Source organism: Nonomuraea marmarensis (assembly GCF_043197025.1).
Classification (GTDB): Bacteria; Actinomycetota; Actinomycetes; order Streptosporangiales; family Streptosporangiaceae; genus Nonomuraea; species Nonomuraea marmarensis.
The window spans coordinates 220,172-240,867 of the sequence record NZ_JBICRM010000008.1 but is presented as its reverse complement, the minus strand read 5'-3'; the positions used below and the strand labels follow the sequence as shown (position 1 = coordinate 240,867).

The 20,696-nt window shown below is 70.6% G+C and carries 20 protein-coding genes; 4 read left to right on the top strand and 16 right to left on the bottom strand.

The window, feature by feature from the left end; all coding sequences use genetic code 11:
* Positions 1-41: 41 nt before the first annotated feature.
* From smc to ACFLIM_RS15940, 4 genes are all read right to left on the bottom strand, one after another.
* Entirely contained in the window at positions 42-3,728 is a 3,687-nt protein-coding gene (gene smc / locus ACFLIM_RS15955) for a chromosome segregation protein SMC (protein ID WP_393165931.1), read from the bottom strand.
* Positions 3,729-3,904: 176 nt separating this feature from the next.
* Positions 3,905-4,099: a hypothetical protein gene (locus tag ACFLIM_RS15950; protein ID WP_090938435.1), complete on the bottom strand. Its 195-nt coding sequence runs from the start codon at positions 4,097-4,099 to the stop codon at positions 3,905-3,907.
* A 190-nt stretch (positions 4,100-4,289) separates the two neighbouring features.
* Positions 4,290-4,577, bottom strand: coding sequence for an acylphosphatase (locus ACFLIM_RS15945; protein ID WP_393165929.1), 288 nt, complete (start codon positions 4,575-4,577; stop codon positions 4,290-4,292).
* 18 nt (positions 4,578-4,595) lie between these two features.
* Positions 4,596-5,498 carry a LysR family transcriptional regulator gene (locus tag ACFLIM_RS15940; protein WP_393165927.1) on the bottom strand — a complete coding sequence of 301 codons (903 nt, stop codon included), beginning with the start codon at positions 5,496-5,498 and terminating at the stop codon, positions 4,596-4,598.
* A 90-nt stretch (positions 5,499-5,588) separates the two neighbouring features.
* Between ACFLIM_RS15940 and ACFLIM_RS15935 the strand changes: the two genes are divergently transcribed.
* Entirely contained in the window at positions 5,589-6,746 is a 1,158-nt protein-coding gene (locus tag ACFLIM_RS15935) for an MFS transporter (RefSeq protein ID WP_393165925.1), read from the top strand.
* Here the strand turns inward: ACFLIM_RS15935 and mutM are convergent.
* From mutM to ACFLIM_RS15895, 8 genes are all read right to left on the bottom strand, one after another.
* Complete coding sequence (mutM, locus tag ACFLIM_RS15930; RefSeq protein WP_393165923.1) at positions 6,694-7,539, bottom strand: bifunctional DNA-formamidopyrimidine glycosylase/DNA-(apurinic or apyrimidinic site) lyase; 846 nt, start codon at positions 7,537-7,539, stop codon at positions 6,694-6,696. The two genes, ACFLIM_RS15935 and mutM, sit on opposite strands and share 53 nt — an antisense overlap.
* 49 nt (positions 7,540-7,588) lie before the next feature.
* Entirely contained in the window at positions 7,589-8,308 is a 720-nt protein-coding gene (gene rnc / locus ACFLIM_RS15925) for a ribonuclease III (protein WP_393166205.1), read from the bottom strand.
* Positions 8,309-8,521: 213 nt separating this feature from the next.
* Complete coding sequence (gene rpmF / locus ACFLIM_RS15920) at positions 8,522-8,701, bottom strand: 50S ribosomal protein L32 (RefSeq protein ID WP_033409409.1); 180 nt, start codon at positions 8,699-8,701, stop codon at positions 8,522-8,524.
* A 1-nt stretch (position 8,702) separates the two neighbouring features.
* Positions 8,703-9,272: a YceD family protein gene (locus ACFLIM_RS15915; RefSeq protein WP_393165921.1), complete on the bottom strand. Its 570-nt coding sequence runs from the start codon at positions 9,270-9,272 to the stop codon at positions 8,703-8,705.
* 174 nt (positions 9,273-9,446) lie between these two features.
* Complete coding sequence (coaD, locus tag ACFLIM_RS15910) at positions 9,447-9,923, bottom strand: pantetheine-phosphate adenylyltransferase (protein WP_393165919.1); 477 nt, start codon at positions 9,921-9,923, stop codon at positions 9,447-9,449.
* Positions 9,924-9,937: 14 nt separating this feature from the next.
* Positions 9,938-10,504, bottom strand: coding sequence for a 16S rRNA (guanine(966)-N(2))-methyltransferase RsmD (gene rsmD, locus ACFLIM_RS15905; protein WP_393165917.1), 567 nt, complete (start codon positions 10,502-10,504; stop codon positions 9,938-9,940).
* A gap of 481 nt (positions 10,505-10,985) precedes the next feature.
* Positions 10,986-13,160 carry an ATP-dependent DNA helicase RecG gene (gene recG / locus ACFLIM_RS15900; protein ID WP_393165915.1) on the bottom strand — a complete coding sequence of 725 codons (2,175 nt, stop codon included), beginning with the start codon at positions 13,158-13,160 and terminating at the stop codon, positions 10,986-10,988.
* 39 nt (positions 13,161-13,199) lie between these two features.
* A complete protein-coding gene (locus ACFLIM_RS15895; RefSeq protein ID WP_393165913.1) occupies positions 13,200-14,744 on the bottom strand; it encodes a DAK2 domain-containing protein in 1,545 nt (514 codons plus the stop codon).
* Between the two features lie 268 nt (positions 14,745-15,012).
* Here ACFLIM_RS15895 and rpmB point away from each other — a divergent pair, with 268 nt between their 5' ends.
* Positions 15,013-15,198, top strand: a complete 186-nt coding sequence (rpmB, locus tag ACFLIM_RS15890; RefSeq protein WP_393165911.1) for a 50S ribosomal protein L28 — start codon at positions 15,013-15,015, stop codon at positions 15,196-15,198.
* Between the two features lie 70 nt (positions 15,199-15,268).
* Here the strand turns inward: rpmB and thiD are convergent, their stop codons facing one another.
* The 3 genes from thiD to ACFLIM_RS15875 form a co-directional block, all read right to left on the bottom strand.
* Entirely contained in the window at positions 15,269-16,060 is a 792-nt protein-coding gene (gene thiD, locus ACFLIM_RS15885) for a bifunctional hydroxymethylpyrimidine kinase/phosphomethylpyrimidine kinase (RefSeq protein ID WP_393165909.1), read from the bottom strand.
* Positions 16,061-16,076: 16 nt separating this feature from the next.
* Entirely contained in the window at positions 16,077-17,576 is a 1,500-nt protein-coding gene (locus ACFLIM_RS15880) for a hypothetical protein (protein WP_393165907.1), read from the bottom strand.
* Positions 17,577-17,845: 269 nt separating this feature from the next.
* On the bottom strand, positions 17,846-18,808 hold the full coding sequence (locus ACFLIM_RS15875; RefSeq protein WP_393166203.1) for a thiamine-phosphate kinase: 963 nt from the start codon (positions 18,806-18,808) through the stop codon (positions 17,846-17,848).
* Between the two features lie 53 nt (positions 18,809-18,861).
* Here ACFLIM_RS15875 and ACFLIM_RS15870 point away from each other — a divergent pair, with 53 nt between their 5' ends.
* Both ACFLIM_RS15870 and ACFLIM_RS15865 read left to right on the top strand, forming a co-directional pair.
* Entirely contained in the window at positions 18,862-19,095 is a 234-nt protein-coding gene (locus ACFLIM_RS15870; protein ID WP_138693958.1) for an Lrp/AsnC family transcriptional regulator, read from the top strand.
* Positions 19,096-19,108: 13 nt separating this feature from the next.
* Positions 19,109-19,540, top strand: coding sequence for a DUF3515 domain-containing protein (locus ACFLIM_RS15865; protein ID WP_393165905.1), 432 nt, complete (start codon positions 19,109-19,111; stop codon positions 19,538-19,540).
* Positions 19,541-19,546: 6 nt separating this feature from the next.
* Here the strand turns inward: ACFLIM_RS15865 and ACFLIM_RS15860 are convergent, their stop codons facing one another.
* Positions 19,547-20,641: a D-alanine--D-alanine ligase family protein gene (locus tag ACFLIM_RS15860; protein ID WP_393165903.1), complete on the bottom strand. Its 1,095-nt coding sequence runs from the start codon at positions 20,639-20,641 to the stop codon at positions 19,547-19,549.
* Between the last annotated feature and the right edge of the window lie 55 nt (positions 20,642-20,696).

The following is a 20,696-nucleotide window of genomic DNA, read 5'->3' as shown; positions in this document are numbered from 1 at the left end:
TTCCAGATCATCCAGCATGGTCACGCACAAGGCCGCACCGATCAGGCGGACTCGCGCTCCCGCAACCGCTGGCTGACCACCTGTGTCACACCGTCACCGCGCATCGACACGCCGTAGAGCGCGTCGGCGATCTCCATCGTGCGCTTGTTGTGGGTGATCACGATGAGCTGCGAGCTCTGCCTCAGCTCCTCGAACAACGTCAGCAGCCGCTGCGTGTTCGTGTCGTCGAGCGCGGCCTCGACCTCGTCCATCACGTAGAACGGCGACGGCCGCGCCTTGAAGATCGAGATCAGGAACGCCACCGCCGTGAGCGAGCGCTCGCCGCCCGACAGCAGCGACAACCGCTTGACCTTCTTGCCCGGCGGCCTGGCCTCGACCTCGATGCCGGTGGTCAGCATGTCGGCGGGCTCGGTGAGCACCAGCCGCCCCTCCCCGCCGGGGAAGACCCTGGTGAAGATCTGCTCGAACTCGCGGGCCACGTCCTCGTACGCCGAGGCGAACATCTGCTCGACCCGGTCGTCCACCTCCTTGACCACGGTCAGCAGGTCGCGCCGGGTCTTCTTGAGGTCTTCGAGCTGCGAGGTGAGGAACGCGTGCCGCTCCTCCAGCGCCGCGAACTCCTCCAGGGCGAGCGGGTTGACCTTGCCGAGCTGGTTCATCTGCCGCTCGGCCGCCCTGGCCCGCTTCTCCTGCTCCTCGCGCACGTAGGGCACGGCCGGGTCGCCGGGGACCGGGGTCTCGGGGCCGTATTCGGAGATCAGGGCCTCGATCTCGACCCCGAACTCCTCCAGCGCCCGCTGCTCCAGCTGCTCCAGCCGCAGCCGCTGCTCGGTGCGGGCGACCTCGCTGCCGTGTACGCGGTTGACCAGCTTGTCCAGCTCCTGGCCGAGCTCGCGTACGTGCAGGCGTACCTGCTTGAGCTCGGCGTCGACCGCGACCCTGGCGAGGTCGGCCTCGTCGCGTTCCCTGGAGGCGAGCTGCACGGACGTCACCAGCGCCCCCAGCACCCGCTTGGCGCCCTTGCTGACGGCCTCGGCCACCGCGGCTTGCTCCCTGCGTCTGGCGCGCTGAGCGGCCGCCTGAGCGCGCTCCTGGCGCTCCCGGCGGGCGGCCCCGAGAAGGCCGTCCGCGCGGCCCTCGATGCCTCTGACGCGCTCCTCGGCGGTGCGCACCTGGAGGCGGGTGTCCATCTCGCGCTGCCTGGCGGCCTCGCAGGCGCTCGCCAGGTCGTCGCGGAGGTCGGTGGTGGGCTCCGACTCCAGCTCCTGGGCGTATTCGGCCTCGGCCAGCCGGATCTCCAGCTCGGCCAGCTCCGCCAGCCCTTCGGTACGTGCTTCCGCCGCCTTCGTGACGCTCCTGGCGAGGCGTTCGGCCTCGTCGCGGGCGGCGTTGGCGGCGGCTTCGAGCTGGGCCAGGCGCTTGGCGGCCGCGGCGTTGCGCTGGTCGGCCTCCCGCTGGCGGCCCCTGACCTGGTCGAGCGTGCCCTGGGCGGCGCTCACCCCGGCCTGGGCCGTCGTGACGGCGGTCTGGGCCTCGCTGACGTGGGCCTGCGCGGTCTCCAGGGCCGTCTGGGCCGCCTGCTCCTGGTCGGTCGCCTCGTCCAGGGCCGTGGCGGTCTCCTCCACCTTGACCTCGGCCTCTTCAAGGTCCCTGACGGCCTCGTCGAGCGCCGCCCGCACCTGGAGCACGGAGGTGCCGCCTTCGGAACCGCCGCTGGCGAGATGGGCGCCGACCACGTCGCCCGCCTCGGTCACGGCCTTCCGGCCGGGGTGCCGGTCGACCAGGTCGCGGGCGGCGTCCAGGTCCGCCACGACGACGACGTCCTTGAGCACGTGGTCGAGGGCGGGGCGCAGGTGGTCGGGGACGGTGACCAGGTCCGCGGCCCACCGGCCGCCCTCGGGAGCAGCCGTACGCACAGGGTGGTCGTCCTCTGCCCCGCCGGCCAGCGCCACCAGCAGCGTCGCCTGGCCCGCCCCCTGTCTGCGGAGCAGGTCGAGGGCCTCGACGGCCGTGTCCAGCGTCTTGACCGTGACGGCCTCGGCGATCGGGCCCAGGACGGCCGCCACCGCCAGCTCGGCCCCCGGCGTGACCTGCATCGAAGCGGCCAGCGGGCCCAGCACTCCGGCGAGGTCCGCGTCCAGCAGGGCCGAGCCGCCGTCGCCCTTGGCGAGCCCCAGCTCCAGGGCGTCCCGGCGCGCGGCCAGAGCCGCGACCGACCGCTGGGCGTCCTGGTCGGCGGCGCGAGCGGTCGCGACCCCCGACTTGGCGGCCTGCAGGGCGGCGCGCGGCACGTCGAGCCCGGACTTTGCCTCCTCCGCCGCCGCACGCGCCTCGTCGGCGACCGCCCTGGCCTCCTCGACCATGGCCTGCGCGGTGGCCAGCTCCTCGGCGAGCGCCGGATCGACCGCGGGCTCCTCCAGCCGCTGCGTCTCCAGGTCCTCCCTGGCCTGCCGCTCACGCTCGGTCGCATCGGCCACGGCCATCTGGAGCCGCCCGATCTCCTCCTCCGCGGCCCGGGACCGGCTGCGTACGGAATCCACCTGGCCGCGCAGCTTGGCCAGGCCCTCGCGGCGGTCGGCGGCGGCCCTGGCGGCCAGCGCGAGCCGCTGCTCCTCGCGGCTCAGCTCGGCCTCGGACTCGGCCCGCCGCTGGACGGCCTCTTCGAGCAGCTCGTGCGCCTGTTCGAGCTCGGCCTTGAGGATCAGCTCCTGCTCGCGCACGTCGGCCGCCTCGCGTTCGAGGTCTTCGGGGTCGCGGCCCCTGCGCTCGATGGCGGCGGCGTCGAGCGCGTGCCGGTGGCGCTCGGCGGCGAGCTGCTCCAGGCCGGTGATGCGCTCGCGCAGGGACGACAACCTGAAGAACGTCTCCTGCGCCGCGCTAAGCCGGGGCTGCGCCTCGGCCTCGGCCGCCTCCAGCGCCACCTCGCGCTGCTGGCCCTCCGCCAGCTCGGCCTCGACCTGGTTGCGCCTGGCCGTGATCGCGGCCTCGTCGGCCGCCTCGCGCTGCAGCGTGGCGCGCAGGATGCACACGTCGTCGGCCAGCAGCCGGAGCCTGGCGTCCCGCAGGTCGGCCTGGATCACGGCAGCCTTGCGGGCGATCTCGGCCTGGCGGCCCAGCGGCTTGAGCTGGCGGCGCAGCTCGGTGGCGAGGTCCTGGACCCGGGTCAGGTTGGCCTGCATGGCGTCGAGCTTGCGCAGCGCCTTTTCCTTGCGCTTGCGGTGCTTGAGCACGCCCGCGGCCTCTTCGATGAACGCCCGCCGATCTTCTGGCCCCGCGTGCAGCACGGCGTCGAGCTGGCCCTGCCCGACGATCACGTGCATCTCGCGGCCGATGCCCGAGTCGGACAGCAACTCCTGGATGTCGAGCAGGCGGCAGGTGTCGCCGTTGATCGCGTATTCGCTCTGCCCCGACCTGAACATCAGCCGGCTGATCGTGACCTCGGTGTAGTCGATCGGCAGCGCGCCGTCGGAGTTGTCGATGGTCAGCGTCACCTCGGCGCGCCCGAGCGGCGGCCTGGAGGAGGTGCCGGCGAAGATGACGTCCTCCATCTTGCCGCCGCGCAGCGACTTGGCGCTGTGCTCGCCCATGACCCAGGCCAGGGCGTCGACGACGTTGGACTTGCCCGAGCCGTTGGGGCCGACGACGCAGGTGATGCCCGGCTCGAAACGCAGGGCGGTCGCGGAGGCGAAGGACTTGAAGCCGCGCAGGGTGAGGGTCTTCAAATACAAGCGCGACCCCCTTCTCCGGTGAGCGGACTTCGGAAAAGCCTACTGGTCCTTAGTGCCCCACGTGGGCACGTACAGTCTGGACCGCCATGACCTGGGCAAAGGAAGCTTTCCGAATTGGCGCAAATAACAAGGGACGCCTCTCCGAGACGTCCCTGGGTCTTGCGGTCCGATCACTCTCAGGTGAGTGCCGGCTCGCGCTCTTGCATGCGGCTTAGTGCCTCGTCGCGGGTTTGCGCCGCAAGAGCGTCATTCGTGGCCTGAAGTCGGATAAGTTCTGCCTCCAGATCCCGGATACGCTGCTGCAGGCGGCGCATCTCTGAGACCATCCGAGGGTCAGGACCGCCGACGTGGCCGAGTAGAGCCTTCGCCATGGTAAAGGGTCCTCCACGCTGAGTGACCAGACTGGTTCGCGCACTTCTATTCCGCGGGAGGGGTGCGCGTGGTACCTAACAAGAGTCGCACCGGCAGTGTGGGCGGTCAAGTCGAACGAACCGCTGAGCCCTACTGATGGGCACTCCCGACATACAACTATACCCTATTTGAGCGGTTTAACGAAAGCCGCTATCGCTCCACAAACCCGGCCAAACTACCTCGGGGTTCGCTCCAACGTTCCACCACTCCATCCACCCTGCCCGGCGTGTCGCAACCTCTGAGCAGGTCCAGCAGCTTGACGCAGGCCGCACGCGGTCCCTCCGCGACCACCTCGACCCGGCCGTCCTCGGTGTTGCGGGCCCAGCCGGCCAGGCCGAGCTCCAGCGCCCTGGCCCGGGTCCACCAGCGGAACCCCACACCCTGGACCCTTCCCCGAACCCAGGCCGTCATCCTGGCGTTGTCCGAGTTCTCCGACATTTCCTCTCCCGTTACGTCTCACGCCACCAGGGCCGCCACCCCCAGCGCGTGCTCAACAGCCGCCTCGTTGAACGCCCGGATCGCCGCCGTCTCCGCCGCCTTCACCCACGCCAGGCCGAGGATCGAGGGCGGCAGTCCGGTGACGGGGACGAAGCTGACGTCCGGCCGCCTGTGGTGATCCGCCGTGGGAGTGCAGAACAACATTCCGCCCCGGCCGAGCGCCACCTGGGTCAGGCCCTCCTGGCTGGTGGCCACCGTACCGGCTTGGGGAATCGGACGTCCGGAAGGGGTGACGGACGGTGCGGCGCGCTCGCGCCACGCGCGCGGCGCCGGGCCGTCCAGGCCGATCAGGGGCAGGGCGGCCAGTTCCTCCGCGCCGATGCTCGCGCGGGCGGCCAGCGGGTGGCGCGACGAGACGCCCAGCCGGTACGAGACCCGGTTCAGCCCCTCACCCGTCGCCAGGTCGGGTTCGTCCACCGGCAGCAGCGTGAACGCGAGGTCCACCTGCCCGGCCCGCAACTTGCCGAAGGGGTCGGAGAGCGGGATCTCCACCAGCTCCACCTCGCACCCCGGGTACCGGCTCTCGAAGGCCCGTACGCTGCCCGTGACGACGTCCGTGGGCGTGGCCAGGAAGCCGACCCTGATCACGCCCTCCACCTCGCGAGCGGCCGCCTTGGCCCGGCTCACGGCCCTCGCCAGGCCGTGGTAGGAGGGGCGCAGGTCGGCCAGGAAACGTTCGCCCAGGGGGGTGAGGCGCACCCGCCTGCTGGTCCGCTGGAAGAGCCGGCCGCCGATCCTGGTCTCCAGCGCGCGCATGAGCTGGCTGACCCGGCCCGGGGACAGGTAGAGGCGCTCGGCCGTACGCGCGAAGTGCAGCTCCTCGCTGAGCACCACGAAGCACTCCAGCTCCCTGAACTCCATCTCCGGCCTCCTGATCGCTTAGCCCACCTAAACCAAGCCTTCGAGCTTCGCCATTGTTCCCTCCGGCGGCCCCGGCAGAGGCTGGCTGCCATGACTATGACCGACATTTCTCCCATCACCCGGGCGCGCTGGCTGGCCGTGCTCTCGGTCGCGATCGGCACCTTCACCATCGTGACCAGCGAGATGTTGCCCGTCGGGCTGCTGACCTCGATCGCCGCCACACTCGGCGTGTCCGACGGCACGGCCGGGCTGATGATGTCCGCCCCCGGGCTGGTGGCCGCCGTCTCGGCGCCCGTGCTGGCGATCAGCACGCGGCGGCTCGACCGGCGGGTCACGCTGCTGGGGTTGATGGCGTTGCTGGCGGTGGCGAACCTGGCGGGCGCCTTCGCTCCGAACTACCCGGTCATCCTGGGCGCGCGGGTGCTGACAGGGGTGAGCATCGGCGGGTTCTGGGCCTTCGCGGCCGGTCTCGGCGTGCGGCTGGTGCCGGAACGGTCCGTGGGGCGGGCCACGTCGATCATCCTGGCCGGGGTGTCGGTGGCGGCGGTGCTGGGGGTGCCGGCGGCGACGTTCATCTCGTCGTTCGCGGGGTGGCGGGCCGCGTTCATGGCCATGGGAGTGCTGGCCCTGGCCCTGCTCGCGCTCCTGGCCACGACTCTCCCGCCCCTGCCCGGCGACGCGCCCGCCCCCATGCCTGATAGGGCCGCGTTTGGCGGGCGGCTCAAGCTCGTCCTCGTCCTGACCGTCCTGATCGTCTCCGGCCACTTCGCGGCCTACACCTACGTCCGGCCGTTCCTGGAGCAGGTCTCACACGCCGGTCCCGCCCTGGTCAGCACCGCACTCCTCCTGTACGGCGGCGCGGCCGTGGCCGGCAACTTCGCGGCAGCCGCATGGGCGGCCAGGAACCCCAAGCCGGTCCTGGTCACCCTGGCCGCGCTCATGGCCCTGGCCACGGCGGCACTGCCGGTGCTCGGCCTGCCGTTGTTCGTGCTCGTGGTGTGGGGGCTGGGCTACGGCGGCGTGGGGGTGACCCTGCAGCTCTGGATCATGCGCTCGGGCGGCGGCGAAATGGGCACGGCGCTCTTCGTCGGCGCGTTCAACGTGTCCGTCGCGCTCGGCTCGTTCGCCGGGGGCCGGGTCGTGGACGGGGTGTCGATCTCGGCGGTGATGTGGATGGGAGCGGCGCTCGCCGTGGTCAGCGCGGCCGTCGCTGGCATCTGGGGCAGGAGTAGGACGACCGGTTCATGAACACCTCACGCCTGATCGGGGTGCCACAGCGGGTGCAGGGCAGGTCGCGCCGCCCGTACGCCTCCAGGGAGCGGTCGAAGTAGCCGTTCTCGCCGTTGACGTTCACGTACAGGCTGTCGAAGGACGTGCCGCCCTGCTGGAGCGCGGCGGCCATCACCGTGCGCACGGCGGCCAGCAGCTCGGCGATCTTGGGACGCGTGAGCGTCCACGTGGAGCGGGCCCAGTGGAGTTTCGCGATCCACAGCGCCTCGTCGGCGTAGATGTTGCCGACGCCGCTGATCAGCGACTGGTCGAGCAGCGCCCGCTTGATCTCGGTGTGCTTGGCCCTGAGCCTGCGGGTGAACTCGGCCTCGTCGAACGCCTCCTCGAACGGGTCGGGCGCGATGTGAGAGATCGGCTCGGGCACGCCGCCGGCCAGGCGGGTGAGCATGACGTGCCCGAACGTTCGCTGGTCGACGAAGCGCAGGTCGGGGCCGCCGTCCTCGAAGCGGATGCGTACCCGCAGGTGCTTCTCCAGCGGCGAGTCCTGGTCCACCACCAGCAGCTGGCCGCTCATCCCCAGGTGGGCCATGAGGGCCTCGTCGCCGCCCGACAGCGGCAACCACAGGTATTTGCCGCGCCGCTGGGCGGACAGCACCGCGCGGCCCTTGAGTCGCGCGGTGAACTCGTCGGCCCCGGCCAGGTGCCGCCTGATCGCGCGGGGGTGCAGCACGTCCACCGCGGCGATCTCGCGCCCGACGACCCACTGCGCGAGGCCGCGCCTGACAACTTCGACTTCTGGCAGCTCAGGCATCCCCAACCTCGCCCTCCGAACGGCCGGGCACCTTGACCCGGCCTGGCCTTCAGCCTGCGGGCTGGCTCTCGCGCTGCTCCCTGCGGGCCCTGATGCGGGTCCAGGCCGCCTCGGCCGCCTGCTGCTCGGCCTCCTTCTTGCTGCGCCCGGTGCCCGAGCCGTAGGACTCGCCGCCGACCCGCACCATGGCCGTGAACGACTTGGCGTGGTCGGGGCCGCTCTCCTCGACATGGTATTCGGGCACGCCGAGCGCCTCGGACGCGGTGAGCTCCTGCAGGGAGGTCTTCCAGTCGAGCCCGGCGCCGAGCGAAGCCGAGCGCACTATCAGCGGGTCGAACAGCAGGTGCACCACCCGGAACGCCTCGCCGAGCCCCTTGTCGACGTAGATCGCGCCGATCAGGGCCTCGAGCGTGTCGGCCAGGATGGACGACTTGTCGCGCCCGCCGGTGCCCTCCTCGCCCCTGCCGAGCCGCATGAACCGGCCCAGGCCCAGGTCGCGGGCCACGTCGGCCAGCGCGCGCATGTTGACCACCGCGGCCCGCAGCTTCGCCAGCTGGCCCTCGGGCAGGTCGGGATGGTTGCGGTAGAGCGTGTCGGTGACCACCAGGCCCAGCACCGAGTCGCCCAGGAACTCCAGGCGCTCGTTGGTGGGCAGGCCACCGTTCTCGTACGCGTAGGAGCGGTGCGTCAGCGCCCGCTCGAGAATGTCGGAGTCGAGGCCGACTACCAGGACCCGCTCCAGCTCGTCTCTGGCGACCTCCACGGCCACCGGCTTAGGACCTGCGCCCACGTGCTTCCTCCTCGGACATCTTCACATGGCGCGTCGGCTGCGAATGATGCCCGAAAACGTGGTGGGCGTCGGGGTAACGCATTAGCCCCGGCGTCCACCACGGCCGCGGGCGAACCGAAGCCGCACGCATCTGAGACGGTAACGCCGACCGAGGCACAATGGCACCCGGTCGGCATCACGTCAACTGGCGGATCAGGCAGACGGCTCGATGACCTGACGACGGTTGTAGGTGCCGCAGGTGGGGCACGCGATGTGCGGCTGCTTGGGCGAACGGCACTGCGGGCAGCTCACCAGGGCGACAGCAGTCGTCTTCCACTGGGAGCGACGGGCGCGGGTGTTGCTCCGCGACATCTTTCGCTTCGGGACGGCCACGTCACTTCTCCTGATCGTTATCGTGCTCGGAAACCAGACCTTGCAACGACGCCCAGCGGGCGTCGATCTTCTCGTGCCGGTGATCTTCGCCGGCCTCGGCCAGCTTGATCCCACACTCCGTGCAGAGCCCCCTGCAATCCTCGCGGCACACGGGGCTCAACGGCAGTGCGAGCACCGCCGCGTCGCGGAACGTCGGCTCGAGATCGAGCAGCTCTCCGTCGAGCAGCGAGTCCTCGTCCGAGGCGTCCTCGTCGGAGTAGAAGAACAGCTCCTGCAGGTTTACCTCGATCTCCGAGGTGACCGGGTCGAGGCACCGCGCGCACTCCCCGGAGAGCGGGGCCTGCGCCGTGCCTGAGACGAGCACGCCTTCCATCACTGCTTCGAGCCGGAGGTCCAGCTCGACCTCGGCGTCCTTGGGGACACCGATCATGTCGACGCCGAGATCCACCGGTGCCGGAACGGTCAGGATCATCTGCCGCATCGAGCCCGGCCGTCTTCCCAGGTCATGCGTGGAGAGGACCCAAGGGGAGCGGGGGTCGAGGTGCTGAGTCATCCTGCTCTCGCTAGGCATGGCGAAAACAATCGCCGTCTTACAAGGCCGAAATGAAAGCCTACCATCCTGCGGGGGGCGTGCCCCCCGCATACCCCCCAACGGCATCGTGCTTCGCTCGATTTTTTGGGCGCCGAAGCGGAGCTTCGGCGCTCCGGCGCCGAAAGGCGGCGCCGGAAAAAACGGGCTGGGCGGTCAGCCTCTGAGGCGGTCGATGAGGAGCTTGTGCACTAGGTCTGGTACTAGGCCCGACACGTCTCCGCCGTAGCGGGCGATCTCCTTTACTCGGCTGGAGGATAGGAAGGAGTATTCGGGGTTTGTTGGCATGAACAGGGTCTCGACTCCCGACAGGCGGTAGTTGAGCTGCGCCATCTGCAGCTCGTAGTCGAAGTCGCTGACCACTCTGATGCCCTTGACGATGGCGGGGATGTCGTTCTTGCGGCAGAAGTCGACCAGCAGGCCGTGGAACTTCCGCACCTTGACGTTGGGGTATTCCTTGGTCACGGTCTGCAGGACGTCGATCCGTTCGTCCACCGTGAACAGGCTGCTTTTCTCGACGTTGATGAGGACTGCCACGGTCACCTCGTCATACAGCCGGGCGGACCGGCCGATGATGTCGAGATGGCCATTGGTGATGGGGTCGAACGACCCCGGGCAGACTACGCGGCGCAAGACGCCTCCCAGGTCTACGGGTTCCCGGCGGCGCGACCGTACCAAACGGATGCTTCGCCATAACGACGGACCCTCTCCTCAACGTAACCTTCCGGCCACATCAGGGGCTTTCCCCGGCTTTCCCTCTCGAACGCCACCAACGCCTCATCAACCAGCCAGCCGTTGTCGCGCAGCAGCTCCAGGGTCCGTTCGACCTCGCTGTCGGGGACGGCGTAGGGGGGATCGGCGAAGACGATGTCGTACGGCTCGTCGGGCGTCTTCCCCAGCAGCCGCTCCACCTTGTCGGCGATCACTCGGGCGCCTTCGAGGCCGATCTCCTTGACGTTGGCCTTGATCGTCCGCACGGCCCTGGGATCGGACTCGACGAGCACGGCCTCCGCCGCTCCCCTGGACAACGCCTCCAGGCCGACCGCCCCCGACCCGGCGTACAGGTCCAGCACTCGGGCGCCGCGGAGTCCGTAGAGTGAATCGAGCGTCAAGAAGATGCCTTCTCGCGCCCTATCGCTGGTCGGTCGCGTCCCGCGTCCCGGAGGCACCGCCAACCGCCTGCCACCCGCTGTGCCTGCGATGATCCGCGTCATGTGACCCATTGTTCCGCATGTTCATGCAGGTCAAGAGTGGACAAGTGTCTGCCTCGAGTGCGCAAGGGTGATTCACATCGGCGCTCTGGGCACGCAAGATGAGTTCTGCGGCCTTCGAGGTGACCCACATGAAGGCCGACCGGCGTGATCGTGAGCCCTTCCGCACGCCGGTTCCCTCGGCACCTGACCCGAGGGTGGGCCCAGCCGGGGACGGCATTCGGGGGGAGGCCGTCCCCGCGGCTGGGTATCTTTTTATCATTTCGTACGGCGGAGCCAAGCCGGCCGCCACCCGCCGCACGTGGCTGATCGCCTCCAGGAAGACGCCCGCTGACCGCCACGTGGTCGGCCGCCGTAACGACGCCCTGTTGACTCGGCTCCGTGGCTCCCCTGCCCGCCGTCCGCGATGATGCGCCGAACACCACCGCACCCCTTCCCGCCGTCCCGGCGCCCGGGAAACCCGGCGCCGCCCCCTCCGAGTGCGTTACGTCTTCTCCAAGTACTCCGCTCGTTCGTCGGCCAGCAGGCGGTCGATCTCCGCGCGCAGGCCCTCGTGGGACGTCAGGTCCGGATCCTCCGCCAGGAGGGCCCCGGCCTCGTCGCGGGCCGTGGCGATGACGTCCTCGTCGCGTAGCAGTTGCAACAGCTTCAGTGAAGAGCGCTTGCCTGACTGCGCGGCCCCCAGGACGTCGCCCTCGCGGCGTTGTTCCAGGTCCACGCGCGACAGCTCGAACCCGTCCAGCGTCGCCGCCACCGCGTCCAGGCGGGCGCGGGCCGGGGTGCCCTCCGGGAAGTCCGAGATCAGGAGGCACAACCCGGGGAGGCCGCCGCGGCCGACGCGGCCGCGGAGCTGGTGGAGTTGGGAGACGCCGAAGCGGTCGGCGTCCATGATGATCATGACAGAGGAGTTGGGCACGTCCACGCCCACCTCGATGACCGTGGTGGCCACCAGGACGTCCAGCTCGCCCCGGGTGAAGGCGCGCATGATGGCCTCCTTCTCCTCCGGCGGGAGTTTGCCGTGCAGGACCCCCAGGCGCAGGTCGTGGAAGGGGCCTTCGGACAGCAGCTCCGCCACGTCCAGGACGGCCAGGGGCGGGCGGCGTTCCTCGTCCGTGGTGACGGCCAGGTCGCCCTCGTCGCCCTCCAGGTCGCCGATGCGGGGGCACACGATGTACGCCTGCCTGCCCAGGGCCACCTCCTCCCGGACCCGTTGCCAGGTGCGTTCGAGGAAGTGGGGTTTCTCCGCGGCCGGGACGACGTGAGTGGTGATGGGGGCGCGGCCCGACGGGAGCTGGGACAACGTCGAGACCTCAAGGTCGCCGAAGACCGTCATGGCCACCGTGCGCGGGATCGGGGTGGCCGTCATGACCAGGACGTGCGGCCGCTTCCCGCCCGCCTTCTCGCGCAGGGCGTCGCGTTGCTCCACGCCGAAGCGGTGCTGCTCGTCCACCACGACCAGCCCCAGGTCCGCGAACTGCACGTGCTCCTGCAGCAGCGCATGCGTGCCCACGACGATCCCCGCCGTGCCCGAGGCGGCGTCCAGCAGGGCCGAGCGGCGGGCGGCGGCGCCCATCGAGCCGGTCAGCAGGGTGACCGCAGTGCCCCCGAACATACCCCCCTGCGCCAGATCCCCCAGCATGCCGGTGATCGAGCGGTGGTGCTGCTGGGCGAGCACCTCGGTGGGCGCCAGCAGCGCCGCCTGGCCGCCCGCGTCGACCACCTGGAGCATCGCCCGCAGCGCCACCACCGTCTTGCCCGCGCCGACCTCGCCCTGCAGCAGCCGGTGCATCGGGTGCTCCAGCGCGAGATCGGCGGCGATCTCCTCGCCGACCTGCGACTGCCCCTCCGTCAGCGAGAACGGCAACCGCGTGTCGAAGTCGGCCAGCAGCCCATCGCCGCGGCTGGGGCGGGACTTGGCGGGCCAGGCGGTGGCGGCCTGGCGGCGCTGGAGCAGCACGGCCTGCAACACGAATGCCTCGTCGAACTTCAGCCGCTTGCGCGCCCGCCCCATCTCGGCGAAGTCCTTCGGCCGGTGGATGGCCACCAGGGCGTCGCCCAGGTCCTGCAGGCCGTGGCGGACCCTCAGGGAGGCCGGGAGCGGGTCTTCGAGCGGCCCCAGCGTGTCGAGCACGACGCCGACCGCGCGCCTGATCGCCCACGGCGTGAGATCCTTGCCCGCCGGGTAGATCGGCACCGGCGCCGCCGCGAACTGCTCCGCGCTCGCCTCGCTCTCCTCGAACAACTCGAACTCCGGATGCGCAAGCTGCCAGCGCGGGCTGGTGCGCGACCCGAACAACCCCACCTTGCCGGCGAACATCCCGCGCCGCCCCGGCTTCAGCCGCGACTCGGCCACGTGTGAGCCCTTGCCGAAGAACGACAGGTAGATCTTGTTGCGGTTGCCGTCGACGACCTCGACCTCCAGCCAGGTGCCGCCGCGGTTGCGCATGGGTTTGCGCATGAGTCTGGTCACCTCGCCGACCACGGTGACGTGCTCGTCCACCTCGAGCGCGTCGAGCGAGGTCAGCTCGCCGCGCTCGGCGTAGCGCCGCGGATAATGGCGCAGCAGGTCGCCGACCGTCTCCAGGTCGAGCACGCTGTGCAGCAGCTTGGCGGTCTTGGGATCGAGTGCCTTCGTCAGAGGCTCGTCGAAACGGCTCACGGCATTAAGTTCTACCGCCTGGAGCCGACAGGAATCCCATCACTCCACGCCGATGAGGATTGGGTAGCCGCCCTGCTCGCCGTCGTACACGACCAGGTCGACGTCCGGTCTCGTACGTTTGAGGTGTTTCTCGACCTGCTCGGCGAGCCGTACCGGAGCATGTGCGCCCGTGACCAGCGTCACCAGTTCGCCGCCGCCCGCCACCATCCGGTCCACCAGCATGGTGGCGACGCGTTCCAGCGAGCCGCCAATCATCGCGACGTCCCCGTCGATCAGGCCGAGCACCTCCCCTGGACGGCACACCCCCGCGCTCGTGACCGCCTCCCTGTCCGCGACCGCCACATGTCCGTACCGCGTATGGCCGGCCGCGTCCGTCATCGCCACCACGTCGTCGTCGAAGCGGCGCAGCGGATCGTGTACGGCCAGCGCCGCCAGCCCCTGCACGGTCGCCTTCGTGGGCAACACGCTGACCGCGACCCCGTCCTCGCGGGCGATCTCCGCCGCCGCTGCGGCCACGGAGAGCACGCCTTCGTCGTTCGGGAGGACCGAAACCTCGTTGCCCGCCTCCCTGATCGCGGCCAGCATGGCCGGGAGCGTGGGGCTGGTGCCGGGGGCGCGCCGCACCACGACCGCGCCGCACTCCTCGAACAGCGCCGCGATCCCGTCCCCCGCCGCGACCGCCACCACTCCCCTGCCCGCGCTGCCGCGATGTGTGCGTTCGGCCAGGTACGTGATCCTGATCCGGTGCGGCCGGCCCGCCCGCAGCCCCGCTTCGACGGCGGGGCCCGCCTCGGCCACGTGGACGTGCACGTTCCACAGCCCGTCGCCGCCGACCACCACGAGCGAGTCGCCCATGGCGTCGAGCTCCGCGCGCAGCCCGGCCACGGCGCGGTCGTCGGCGTCCAGCAGGTACATCACCTCGTATCCGGCCCCCACCTCGGTCATCGGCGCCACCCGCGCGGTCGGCGCGGGCACGTCGTAGTGATCGGTGTAGGAGTCGGTGATCACGGAGGCCAGCGTCTCCAGCACGATCGCCGCCCCGGCGCCGCCCGCGTCCACGACACCGCTGCGGGCCAGCACGTCGAGCTGGTCAGGGGTACGCCGCAGCGCCGCCCGGGCCTCCCCCGCCGCCTGCCGCGCCACCTCGTTCAGGTCCCCGTCCACATCCTGTACGGCCCGCGCCGCCGACTCCAGGACACTCAGCACCGTGCCCTCGACCGGCCTGGCCACGGCCTCCCTGGCCAGCACGGCGGCCCTGAGCAGCCCGGCCCGCAGGTCCGGGCCGTCCTTCAGCACCTCGGCGAGACCGCGCAGCGCCTGGCTGACGATCACCCCGGAGTTGCCGCGGGCCCCGACCAGGGCGCCGTACGAGAGGGTCTGCCACACCACGGCCGCGTCCACGTCGTCGGGCAGCGACTCGACGGCCTCGGCCGCGGACAACATGGTCAGGTGCAGGTTGGTGCCGGTGTCGCCGTCGGCCACCGGGAACACGTTGAGCGCGTCGATCTCCGTCCTGGCCCGGCCGAGCGCGTCGGCGGCCAGGCGTGCCCAGCGGCGTACCGAGGGTGGGTCGAGGACCTTCATCTACGCGCTCCACCTCTATCCCCAACCAAACGGATATCCCCAACCAACCGACCCCGACCGACCTCCCGGCCCGACCGACCTCCCGGCCCAAGTGCGCTACCGTTGCTGGAGGAGGATATCTCCGCGGGGGGTCGCGTCCAGGGCTCTGGTTCGCGCCCATCGGGGTGGATCGGATATTCTCGTCTGGCTGGCCGGTTGTCCCGGCATGCCCTCCGCCCGGTAAGCATCAGCGGACAGGGCTACATCGACTGTTTTAAGGAGCGATACCGTGGCTTCCGTCTGCGATGTCTGCAAAAAGGGGCCGACCTTCGGCAACAACGTGTCCCACTCGCACCGCCGTACCCGCCGTCGTTGGAACCCCAACATCCAGACGGTTCGCGCGGTCGTCGGCGGCACGCCGAAGAAGCTGAACGTGTGCACCTCGTGCATCAAGGCGGGCAAGGTCACCCGCTAGTTCCAACTTTCCGCGAAAGCCCGCCTCTCCTGATGAGCGGCGGGCTTTCGTCATGAGCTCGATCGCCGGGTCAGCGCCAGCGCCAGGCGTGGTCCACCGGGCCGATGCCGGCGCCCAGGGGGAAGCCGCGGGCGATCGCGCCCGTCACATACTCCTTCGCCTTGCCCACCGCCGCCGGCACGTCGTCGCCCAGGGCGAGGCGGGAGACGATGGCCGAGGCCAGCGTGCAGCCGGTGCCGTGGGTGTGGCGGTTGTCGAGGCGTTCGGCGGCGAAGCGGTATTCGCTCGTGCCGTCCGTGAGCAGGTCCACCGGCGCACCCGGCAGGTGGCCGCCCTTGATCAGCGCCCAGGTGGGCCCCAGCTCCAGGATGGCGTCCGCCGCCCCGCGCAGCCCGTCCTCGTCCTCCACCTTGACCGAGGTGAGCTGCTCCACCTCCCACAGGTTCGGCGTCACCACGGTGGCCACCGGCAGCAGCCGCGTGCGCAGCGTCTCGACGGCCTCGGGCGCGAGCAGCGAGTCACCGTGCTTCGACACCCCGACGGGGTCCACGACGACCGGGGCGGCGTACGAGCCGAGCACGTCGGCCACCGTCTCGACCAGCACCGATGAGGCCAGCATGCCGGTCTTCACGGCCTGCGCGCCGATGTCGCCGAGCACCGAGTCCAACTGCGCCCGCACGGCCTCGGGCGGCAGCTCCCAATAACCCTGGACGCCGAGCGAATTCTGTGCCGTCACCGCGGCGATCACGCTCATGCCGTGCACGCCCATGGCCAGCATGGTCTTCAGGTCGGCCTGGATGCCCGCGCCGCCCCCCGAGTCGGAGCCGGCGACGGTCAGCACGCGTGGAGGGGAATCCGTCATGTCCCCATCCAACCACTCAGGTGACGGCGCACTCCCCGGTGACCAGCCCGCAGTTCTCGGCCCGCTGCCCCCTGCCGGTGGCGGTGAACGAGACGTCGACCGAGTCCCCGGCCGGCAGCGACTCCGGCAGGTCCAGGATCAGCAGGTCGCCGTCCTGGGTCCATTCGGCGCCGGCCACGTTCATGACCCTGCCCTCGACGGGGACGGAGACCGTGGGCTTCTCCAGCGTCTCCTGGGAGGTGTTCGAGAGCCGCATGTCGGCCTTGTAGGTGGTCAGGCGCTGGTTGATGGTCTGCTTGACGTTCACCGAGCCGCCGGTGGGCGCGGAGTCGACTGTTGGGGTGTCGGTGGGGACCGGGGTGGTGCCGATGTTCGGGGCCACATCGTCGAGCGTGGACGCGTCCTGGGTCGGGCTGTCCGTCACGCTCACCTCGACGGGCGGGTCGGCCGGCTCCTCGGTCGGCGTCGCCGACGTCTTCATCTTGGTCTTCGTGGTCTTCGTGGGCGTCGGGGTCGCGGTACGACGGGGCGTACGGGCGCTGTACGTGGGCGTCGGCGTCGGTGTCTCCTCGGGCGTGGTCTCCTCCGGGGCCCCGTCCGACGGCGCCTCCTCGGGCTCGGTCTCCTCCACGGCGGGATCGGAGACCTCGGGGCCCGACTGGTTGGTGGTGGCCTGCACGGCCGTGCCGCGGGGTCCCGGGTCCGCGGCGGAGCTCATGAACTTGACGCCCGCCACGGTGCCGCCGAGCACGACGGCCACGGCGGCGACCGACAGCAGCGCCACCTTGCCCTTGCCGCCTCCCGAGGGGGCGGTGAGCACGTCGTCGCCGCGAGCGGGCCTGCGGCGGCCGCGGCGGCTCCGGGGCTCGTCCGGTTCGTCCATGCCGTCGGACGACCAGCCGGAGCCGAGGAAGCCGGTCTCGGCGTCCGCCCAGGCCGGGGCCTGCACGGCCGTCGGCTCGCCGGCCACCTTGATGTCACCCGGCTCGGGCGGGCCACCGAAGATGGGGCCTGAGGGGGCGTCGAACCTGCCGGTACGGTCGCCGGGCCCGTCGAACGGTCCCGGACGATCAGCCGGCCCGTCGAAAGGCCCTGGACGATCGGTAGGTCCGTCGAAAGGCCCGGGGCGATCGGTTGGGCCATCGAAAGGCCCGGGTCCGCCGAAGGCCGCCGTCTGATCATCAGGTCCGTTGGCGCCACCGTTGAAGGGCGCAGGCCGGGCGAAGGAGGCGGACCCGTCGAAGCGGCCCGGAGGGTCGAAAGCGCTCGGCCTGTCCGCGGGGTTGAAGGGGCCGGGGCGGTCGGCGGGCTGGTCCCAGTCCGGTGGGCGGGCGAAGGCGCCCGTCGTCTCGAACGGCCCGGCCTCGTCCCCCGTGGGGCTCGGCGGCGGGAAGGCGCCCGCGGGGTCGTTGGCCGGTGGGAAGCCGGTGGCGGGGTCGTTGGGCAGCGCGAAGGCCCCGGTGGTCTCGAACGGCTCCGGAGCGCCCGGCGGCGGCCCGTCCTGTCGCCGTGGCATGGGAGCCCACTGGCCGGTCACCTCAGGCTGGTCTGGCAGCGAAGGCCAGCCCGGCGGCTCGGCCTCCTCGTCAGGACCCCAGAATGCGCTGCTGTTCCCCCGTTCATCCCCGTCGTCGGATCCACCTGTGCCGTGGCGGCCCATGGCTGCCCTTTCTGCCGGTTACAGTGGCCGCCAATCTTCATAACACCTTTGCTACGCCGTTGTCACAGTAATCCCACGAGTGATACCCCAAAACGGGAAAATTTCACTCAAATCGGGACAAGTCATCACCGAAAGTGATCCCAACCAGGTCGTCCAATCTCGCGCCCATACACCGCGATGCCCTCGCCTTCGACCACCCGGCCCACGACCTGCCACGACGGCGGCAACCGTACCTCTGCCGGGAACACCGCCGCGAGCGCGTGATCCTCACCCCCCGTGAGCACCCACTCGAGCGGATCGGCCCCCAGTTCCTTGGCCGCCACCGCCACCGGCTCCCCCACGGCGAGGGCCTGGGGATCCAGCTCGACGCGTACGCCGCTGGCCTCGGCGATGTGGCCGAGATCCTGCACCAGCCCGTCGCTGACGTCCAGCATCGCGCTCGCGCCGAGTTCGGCCGCCTGCGGGCCCGCCGCGTACGGAGGGCGGGGCCTGCGGTGCGCGGCCACGGCCTGCTGGAGGGCGGAAGAGTCCAGCGGCGCGCCCGCCTCCAGGAGCGCCCATCCGGCGGCGGCGTGCCCGAGCCGGCCCGACACCGCCACCACCTGCCCGGGCCTGGCCCCTGAACGTTTCACGGGAGCGCGCCCGCCCAGGTCGCCCAGCGCGGTCACGCCGATGACGACCATGTCACACCGGGTGACGTCACCTCCAGCCACGCTCGCGCCGACCTCCGCGCACTCGTCCCTGAACCCGTCGGTCAGCGTGTCGAGCCACGTCAGGGGAAGGTCGGCGGGGATCCCGAGCCCGACCACGATGGACGTCGGCACGGCGCCCATGGCGGCCACGTCGGCCAGGTTCTGCGCCGCGGCCTTGCGGCCCACGTCATAGCCGCTGGACCAGTCGCGGCGGAAGTGCCTACCCTCGAGCAGCAGATCCGTCGAGACCACGACACGGCCGTCCGGCACGCGGACGATGGCGGCATCGTCACCCGGGCCGAGCATTACCGCCGCGCCCTGGGGCAGACGTCCGGTAATACGATTTATCACTCCGAATTCGCCGAGATCTCCGACTGTGATGACGCACCTCCTGATGCACACAGGGTACGGTGGCCCTTCGGCGTGATCCAATCGCCTGGGAGGACGTAATGGTGCAGGCCTACATCCTTATTCAGACCGAGGTCGGCAAGGCCGCTGCCGTGGCTCGCGAGATTTCCGGGATTCCGGGGGTCACTCAGGCGGAAGACGTGACGGGGCCCTACGACGTGATCGTGCGCGCCGAGGCCAACAACGTCGACGAGCTGGGCAAACTCGTCGTCGCGCAGATTCAGGCGGTGGATGGCATCACGCGTACTCTTACGTGTCCGATCGTTCACATTTGAAGGTAGTCGTCGCATGCGTGCCGCCGCCGTACTGCTCGTTCTCCTAGCACTCGCCGGTTGCGGCGGCACCGTACAGGTCGATCCGCCCGCGCCGCAGGGCGACGCGGTGGCGGCCTGCGGCAAACTGGCCACCCTGCTGCCTGAGACGCTCGACGGCGACCCGCGTGGCACGTCCACCCCCGAGTCGCCGTACGTGGCCGTCTGGGGCCAGGGCACCATCGCGTTGCGCTGCGGCGTGCCCCGGCCCGCCAAGATGGCGCCCACCGACCAGTTGCAGGAGATCGGCGGCGTGGGGTGGTTCGCCGATCCCGACAGGCCCGCGTTGTTCACGGCTGTGACGGACATCGCGTACGTGGAGGTCACGGTCGGCGGCGAGCACGTGGCCGCCGAGGTGCTCGCGGACCTGTCGAAGCCGATCGCCCAGATCTCGGCGCAGCCCCGCTGATCGTTCTCAGCGCAGCCCCGCCGATCGGGACAGCGCGAGCTGGATGAGCCGGTCGACCAGCGCCGGGTAGTCCAGGCCCGAGGCGGCCCAGAGTTGCGGCGCCACCGACAGCGACGTGAACCCGGGCATGGTGTTGATCTCGTTGAAGATCAGCCTGCCGTCGGGCGTGTAGAAGAAGTCGACCCGCGCGAGCCCCTCGCAGTCGAGCGCGTCGAACGCGCGCACGGCCATCGCCCGCAGCTCCTCGATCGTCTCCGGAGGGAGGTCGGCGGGCACGGTGAGCGACATCTGGTCGGGGTAGTACTTCGCCTCGAAGTCGAAGAACTCCTGCCCGCCCTCGACCTTCACCTCTCCCGGCATCGACGCGGCCGCGGGCTCGTCACCGGGCGACTCCAGCACCGCGCACTCGATCTCGCGGCCCGCGATCGCGGCCTCGATGAGCACCTTGGGGTCGTGCTGCCTGGCGAACTCCACGGCCGACTCCAGCCCGGCCCGATCGGACGCCTTGGAGATGCCCTGCGAGGACCCGGCCCTGGCCGGCTTGACGAACACCGGCCAGCCGAGGTCCTCCGCCTCCTTCAGCACGCGGTCGCGATCGAGCCGCCAGTCGCGGTCGCGTACGACGACGTAGCGTCCCGTCGGCAGCCCCGCGGCGGCCATGACGGTCTTCATGTGGGCCTTGTCCATGCCCACCGCGCTGGCCAGCACGCCGGAGCCGACGTAGCGCACCCCCGCCATCTCCAGCAGGCCCTGGATCGTGCCGTCCTCGGCGTAGGGGCCGTGCATGACGGGGAAGACCACGTCGACCGTGCCGAGCTCCACGGGAATGCTGCCGGGGTCGTAGGCCACCAGCGAGTTGCCGCCCGAAGGCAGCGCCAATGCCGCTCCCGAGGTGTCGACGACGGGCAGCTCGCCGGACTCGATGGCGTATCGCTGGTCGGACGCGGCCAGCACCCATCTGCCGTCCTGGGCGATCCCGATGGGGATCACCTCATATTTGCTCCTGTCGATCGCATCCAGCACGCTGCCCGCGCCCATGAGGGACACGGCATGCTCGGAATTGCGGCCTCCGAAAACGACGGCGACGCGTGGCTTGCTCATGGTGTCCGAATCTACCGGGGTGTCCCTGTCACAGCGAGTCAAGCACGCCGTAATC

Coding starts and splice junctions, on each gene's coding strand:
- ACFLIM_RS15950 (WP_090938435.1), bottom strand. CDS start 4,099: ATGGCGAAGGCTCTACTCGGCCACGTCGGCGGTCCTGACCCTCGGATG.
- ACFLIM_RS15945 (WP_393165929.1), bottom strand. CDS start 4,577: ATGTCGGAGAACTCGGACAACGCCAGGATGACGGCCTGGGTTCGGGGA.
- ACFLIM_RS15940 (WP_393165927.1), bottom strand. CDS start 5,498: ATGGAGTTCAGGGAGCTGGAGTGCTTCGTGGTGCTCAGCGAGGAGCTG.
- ACFLIM_RS15935 (WP_393165925.1), top strand. CDS start 5,589: ATGACTATGACCGACATTTCTCCCATCACCCGGGCGCGCTGGCTGGCC.
- mutM (WP_393165923.1), bottom strand. CDS start 7,539: ATGCCTGAGCTGCCAGAAGTCGAAGTTGTCAGGCGCGGCCTCGCGCAG.
- ACFLIM_RS15915 (WP_393165921.1), bottom strand. CDS start 9,272: ATGCCTAGCGAGAGCAGGATGACTCAGCACCTCGACCCCCGCTCCCCT.
- rsmD (WP_393165917.1), bottom strand. CDS start 10,504: ATGACGCGGATCATCGCAGGCACAGCGGGTGGCAGGCGGTTGGCGGTG.
- ACFLIM_RS15895 (WP_393165913.1), bottom strand. CDS start 14,744: ATGAAGGTCCTCGACCCACCCTCGGTACGCCGCTGGGCACGCCTGGCC.
- thiD (WP_393165909.1), bottom strand. CDS start 16,060: ATGACGGATTCCCCTCCACGCGTGCTGACCGTCGCCGGCTCCGACTCG.
- ACFLIM_RS15880 (WP_393165907.1), bottom strand. CDS start 17,576: ATGCCACGGCGACAGGACGGGCCGCCGCCGGGCGCTCCGGAGCCGTTC.
- ACFLIM_RS15870 (WP_138693958.1), top strand. CDS start 18,862: ATGGTGCAGGCCTACATCCTTATTCAGACCGAGGTCGGCAAGGCCGCT.
- ACFLIM_RS15865 (WP_393165905.1), top strand. CDS start 19,109: ATGCGTGCCGCCGCCGTACTGCTCGTTCTCCTAGCACTCGCCGGTTGC.
- ACFLIM_RS15860 (WP_393165903.1), bottom strand. CDS start 20,641: ATGAGCAAGCCACGCGTCGCCGTCGTTTTCGGAGGCCGCAATTCCGAG.